Origin of the sequence: Coleofasciculus sp. FACHB-712 (assembly GCF_014695635.1) — a bacterium.
Taxonomy (GTDB): domain Bacteria; phylum Cyanobacteriota; class Cyanobacteriia; order Cyanobacteriales; family FACHB-T130; genus FACHB-T130.
On sequence record NZ_JACJOQ010000661.1, the window covers coordinates 1 to 6,370 of the forward strand.

Annotated in this window: 2 protein-coding genes; both read right to left on the minus strand. The window is 44.1% G+C overall.

The features are described 5' to 3' along the window. On the minus strand, nucleotides 1-4,010 hold a 4,010-nt coding region (locus H6F50_RS24990; RefSeq protein WP_190430765.1), incomplete at its 3' end, for a non-ribosomal peptide synthetase. 188 nt (nucleotides 4,011-4,198) lie between these two features. Next, on the minus strand, nucleotides 4,199-6,370 hold a 2,172-nt coding region (locus tag H6F50_RS24995; RefSeq protein ID WP_190430766.1), incomplete at its 5' end, for a condensation domain-containing protein.

Below are 6,370 nucleotides of genomic sequence, written 5' to 3' on the forward strand. Positions count from 1 at the left end.
CTCGCATAATCTATCGGAACTAAATTCACCATTGCATCACGCTTGGGAACGCTACCGAGTTGGATGCAACCTTTTACCCATCTGAAGGTATTATCGCTTTTGTTGCAAAGCCCGGTTTGGCTATGCCAGGATATCCGTCCGGGTCTGTAAATACAGACCGGAATTCCGCGATCGCGTGCAATCGTTGCTAACTTTTCGGCAACCCATTTACTCTGAGCGTAACCAGTATCTATCACTTCCTCAGAATTGATAGAATCCTGTTCTCGAATGACCCTGACTCCAGAACCGCCCGCCGGAGAAACAGCATTAGTGCTAGAAATAAAATGCACTGGCTTAAGTTTAATTAAACTTGCCAATCTCAAAACTTCCTGAGTTCCCAGTACATTGGCGGCTTTAAGGGCAGAGTATGGGTAAGTAAAATTAACTAAGGCACCATTGTGATAGATGACATCGATTTGACTAGCCATGTCTCGAAATTGTTCATCCGAAAGCCCTAAAAACGGTTTAGACAGCTCTCCCATAATCGGGATAATTCTGGAGCTGAAATTTTCATCCCAAAGTGAGTAGGATTCCAGGCTATTTTGTAGCCGTTCTTTCCCAGACTCTGCATTAGTAGCACGTACCAGACAATAGATATCTGCTTGTGTTTGTTGCAAAAGTTCGGAGAGTAAAAAAGCTCCTAAAAACCCAGTTGCTCCAGTTAAAAAGATGCAACTTGGTTCAGTGACTAACTCAACAGGTATAGAGTCAGGGCGAATTGTCGGATCTAGGACAGCTTCAGCGTCTAGATTTAAATTCGAGGCGGGAGAAACAAAAGGAATGACTCCCTGTTTCATTTCGATGTTTTTCCCTAAATCGGCGATGGTAGGAGCATCAAAAAAATCGCGCAAGGTCAGTTCTATCTGGAAAGTTTCTCGCACCTTGGCAAGTAACTGAGGGATGAGTAAAGAGTGTCCCCCTAGGTCGAAGAAATTGTCATAAATCCCGACCTTTTGAAGTTTGAGAAGGTGAACCCAAATTCCGGCAAGTACCTCCTCAACGCTGTTGCGAGGAGCTACAAACGTATCTGCTACGGGTTTTATTGTCTCCGGTGCTGGCAATGCCGAACGGTCTATTTTGCCATTTGGGGTAAGCGGTAAAGCTTTCAAAACTACGAAAGCAGAAGGCACCATGTATTCGGGTAGCTTCTCTTTGAGGAAGGAACGCAGATCGTTAATGAGTGCTGAATTTGAAACGATATAAGCCACTAAACGTTGTCCCACATCCTCTCGCAGCAAAACAATACTCTGGCGTACCCCAGGAAATTGAGACAGTACCGCCTCAATTTCCCCTAACTCAACCCGGAAACCCCGAATCTTCACCTGGTCGTCAATTCGTCCGAGAAACTCGATGTTTCCGTCGGGTAAATAACGAGCCAAGTCTCCGGTTTTGTAAAGTTTTGAGTTTTGAGTTTTGAGTTTTGAGTTAGGTGGGACGTCTTGTAACTCATTCCTCAAAATAGAGAACTCATCTCTCTCGATGAAGGAGTCGATAATAAATTTTTTGGCTGTCAGTTCCGGCTGATTTAAATAACCTCGCGCCAAACCAGCACCACCGATGTATAACTCACCCGGTACGCCAATTGGAACTGGCTGAAGATGAGCATCCAAGATATAAATCTGCGTGTTCGGGATTGGACGACCTAGAGGAACTGTTTCAGAAATACGATCCGCTTTCCCATCTGCTACCCGATCTGCTACCTGATAGGTAAGTACGCCTACTGTTGCTTCTGTTGGCCCGTAATGGTTGAAGATTTGGCAGTTGGAAGCTAGTTTTTGAATTGTCTCAATCAAATTCCAAGTTAAAGCTTCACCACCAAGGATTAATCGCTTTCTAGGTAAGATGTGCGCGGGGTTAGAAGCTGTCAGTAAAGCCGATAGGTGAGAAGGAACAATTTTGAGGCAATCAATGGGATGTTTTTGAAAGTAATTTGTCAGTGCTTCTGGGTCAGTTGCGCGTTCTTGGGAGACTATATGGAGACACCCACCCGTACACAAAGCCGGGAAAACAACTGTATGACCTAAATCGGCAGCAAAAGTGGAAATAATTGCATAACTGGCACCTGCTGGCAAATCTAGTCTGTTAATAATACCGTTGACGTAATTCAGCAGTTGTTGATGCTCGACGGCAACTCCTTTAGGTGTGCCAGTGGAACCGGAGGTGTAGATTACATAAGCGAGGTTTGAGGGCTTTTGGATGGAATTTTGGCTTTGGACTGGGATGGTTTCCCAATTTGTATCTAGACAAAGGACTTTGGCACTGTGTTGGGGAATTTCTAAAAACCGTTTCTGAGTTAACAACACTGGCACTTGAGCATCTTGCAACATCAAGGCGAGGCGTTCTTTTGGCATTGCCGGATCTAGCGGTAGATATGCACCGCCTGCCTTGAGAATGCCTAGCATTCCCATCACCATTTCTAGAGAACGTTCAACGCAAATACCAACGACGACCTCTGGTTTAACTCCCAAGTTTTGCAGGTGATGCGCTATTTTGTTGGCACGATCGTTGAGTTCGCGGTAGGTTAATTGTTGATTTTCAAATACAACGGCAATGTTGTCTGGCGTGCGTTCTACTTGTTCTTCAAACAGTTGGTGGATGCACTTGGATTGGTGGTAATCAGTTTGAGTGTTGTTGAATTCAACTAATAATTCGTGTCGAGAGCGATCGCTAAGTATATTTAACTGACTGATTGCGGTTTCTGGATTGTTAGCAGCACTTTCCACTAAGCTATGAAATTGTTCTGCCAAGGCTTGAATCGCCTCTATACCGATGATGCCAGCATCATAGTCAAACTTTGCACTCAGCGACTCATCCCGACGCACGCAAGAGAGTTTGACTTTGAAGCGATCGCAGCAGAAGTACTGCTGGTAAATCGAAAATGATAAATCGCCAGCCGAATACGTGTTTAGCTGTTCTTCAAACTCGAAACCAAAGGGGAAAACGGATAAATTTGCAGTGCCAATATCTTCCCGACAGAAATACTCTTGCCAGTTATCAGCATCGCTTAGAGACTGCTGAACTTGCTGCAATACATCACTCAATTTCAAGCTGTCTTCTAGATGAGTGCGAAGCGGTATAAATTTGGCAAACAGTCCTAAAGCTGACTCTAATTCTTCGTATTTTCGACCACTAAAAGCAGTGCTAACGATGACATCTGACTGTCTAGTTAGTCGCCAAAGTAGAGTTTTCCAGCAAGTGAGTAAGACGGCTGAAATAGAAGTATTGTAGCTTTGCGCGATCGCTGTAATTTTGGTAACTAAATCTGGCTCAATCTGGTACTCAATTGACTTGGGTTTAAACTTAGCTGATAAAGCAAGCAGTTTTTTCTCTAAAGGTAGCTTCAAATTAGCTAAGTTAGAGAATTGCTGTTTCCAGTATTTTTTACCCGTTAAATCATCCTCATCCTCAAGCAATTGATTCTGCCACTCGGAAAATTGCACGTATTGCACAACTTCTTCCTCGGCTATTTCCTCACTTTGAAGATTTGCGACATATCCTTGACTAATTTCTTTTACTAGATTCTTCAATGTCCAACTGTCGGCGCAAAGAGAAGGTAAAGTGGCAATTAAAATATGTTTGTCATCCGACAGAGTTATGAGGGATGTACGCAGCAGCGAACCGCCTGGTTCGGAAGTAGAAATTGAGCGCCTTTCTTCTTGAATAATTGCCTCGATTTTTGCTTCTTGGCCCAGGGGATTGTAATTAGTTAGATTGCTGGAATGCCAAGAGGTGATGTGGAAGCGATCGCTAACTAATTGTATCGGAATTTTTATCCCGGGTTCTCGATGGAAACTTGTCCGGAGAATTTCATGACGATTGATGATTTGCTGCACAGCCTCTTTTAAAGCTGTTGCATTGAGATTGCCTTCTATCAAAATGGCAGACTGGGCGCAATAATTGGCGTTATCTTGTTGCAACGACCAAAGATATTTTTGTTGAGGAGAGATCCGAAATCCATTTATAGTTTGCATTTTTTAATATTCTCGCTACATTGCTTAATTTGCAAAACAACTTAAACTCGTTTGTCAATAAACTTTGGCAAGGAAACCGCAGATAATTGTTCGGATTTCTCAAAAAAAACTTATTTAAAGTTTAAGGCGAAAAATGCTAAATCCCTTTGCGGTTTCCTTGGCACTTCTTTGCGTTTAAAAACCTTCCTTTAAATCTCTTCGCCAGTCATCATTTCTCCCATAGCAACCACAATCTTCCGCGAACCTACAAATGGGTTACGGCTGTGTGCAGCCAACATATTGTCCAACATTAAGATGTCTCCTTCCTGCCAACGAAAACTAATAGATGCCTGTCGATAAACTTCTTGAAGTTCGGCTATTACAAAATCTTCAATAGGAGTGCCATCTCCGTAATAGACATTCCGGGGCAAGTTTTCCTCTCCAAATACAGATAATAAAGAGGCGCGGACTGCTGGATCTAAGCAGGAGACATGGTGCAAGAAAAGTTGATTAAAAAATACCGTTTCTCCCGTTTTTGGATGCTTGGATATCGCCGGACGAATCTGGCGAGTTCTCAACCCATTGTCTTCTCTCCACTCAAATTCGATTGCAGCTTTCCGGCAATAATCTTCTACTACACTTTTATCGGTCGTTCTAAAAAACTCTTGCCAGCTAACATCTAATCCATCTGTATAGTTACGGACGTACATAATTTCCTTTTCGGCAAATCTTTCTTTAAGTTGGGAGTCGAGTAGCTGGTACACTTTGCGACAGTCAATAATGGGGGTTTCTCCGCCTTGCTGTGCAGCTTTGACACAGAAGAACCAAATTTTTAAAGGCCAGCGGTGTAAATGCGAACTCTCGTTATGAAATAAGATAGCTTTATCCGCCGGATAAGGGGTGGAACCGTAAACTTGCCCGCTAACTCCTTCGCGGGGTAAGTCTCCGTATTCCCCAAATAATTGGGGACAAATGGCTTGGGCAAATTGCTCAAAAATAGAAACTAAAGGTTCGTTAAAGCCTCGGAATAGAATTGCTCCATGTTGTAATAACTTCGTTTGGATTAATTCTTGGTTATTTTTTGCCCAGTCAACGATATCAACCTCGTTTACCGCAGGTTTGAGAACTAAGGGGAATGTTTCCCCTGCTTGTAAATATTCGGTTTTGACTAATTCGCCTTTGGGCAGAGTAACTGCTTTTGGTTTGATGTTTTTGAACTTGCTGAAGTTACTCTTTTCGCGTTTGACTTCTTGCATGGCTTGTTGTTTCTTTTCAGCTTCGGTAAGTATTTCTAAACGATTAAGGCGCGTATCCGGCTGCACGACGATGCTGTTCAGGAGGGTTTCAAAATGAGCGGATAGGCGCGCGATCGCATCCGCATCAAATAAATCGGCGTTGTACTTCCAACTGCCAACAATGCCATCCTCTGTTTCAGACACGAATAGCACTAAATCAAATTTTGCTGTCCCGCCCTCTACTTCGATTGGGGTTAAAGTTAAACTCGAAAGTTCTAAAGTAGGTACGGGCGTATTTTGCATCACGAACAACACTTGAAACAGGGGAGTGCGGCTCAAATTTCTTTCAGGACGCAGTTCCTCGACCAACTTCTCAAAAGGCAAGTCTTGATGGACATAAGCTTTTAAAGTAATGTCGCGCACTCGCTTCAGCAATTCGCGGAAACTGGGGTTGCCACGCATATCGGTGCGTAAGACCAAAATGTTGACAAAGAAACCAATCAACGATTCAGTTTCAACTTGAGTGCGATTGGCGACATCGGTGCCAACAATGATGTCATCCTGACTGGTATAGCGGTGCAGCAGCGTCTGAAAGGTTGCTAGCAGTGTCATGAAGAGGGTTACATCTTCTTGGCGGCTAAGTACATTTAGTGCCCCAGACAGTTTTGGAGATAGCTCAAAGGATTGAATACCAGCTTGAAAAGTAGAAGCAGCGGGTTGTTTGGTGGGTAGTTTCATCTGGGGCGGATTGTGGCCTAACTGCTGCTTCCAGTAATCAAGCTTGGCTTCCAAAACTTCCCCTTGCAGCCATTGTCGTTGCCAAACTGCATAGTCTGCGTACTGTATGGGCAATTCGGGCAGTGGCGAGGGTTTCTCGGCACAAAGGGCTTCGTAGAGGGTTGCCACTTCCCGAATCAGTACCCCCATAGACCAGCCATCAGCAATGATGTGGTGCATGGTTAGCAGTACCGCATTCTCTGCCTCATCCAGTTGTAATAACGTGACGCGCAGCAACGGCAATTGAGTGAGGTCGAAAGGTCGTTGCGCTTCCTCCGTAGCAAGTCGCAGCACCTCAGCGTCTCGTTCGGATGGTGGCAATCGCAGGTCTATTACTGGCAGTTTGAAAGTCGCAGAGGGGATAATTAC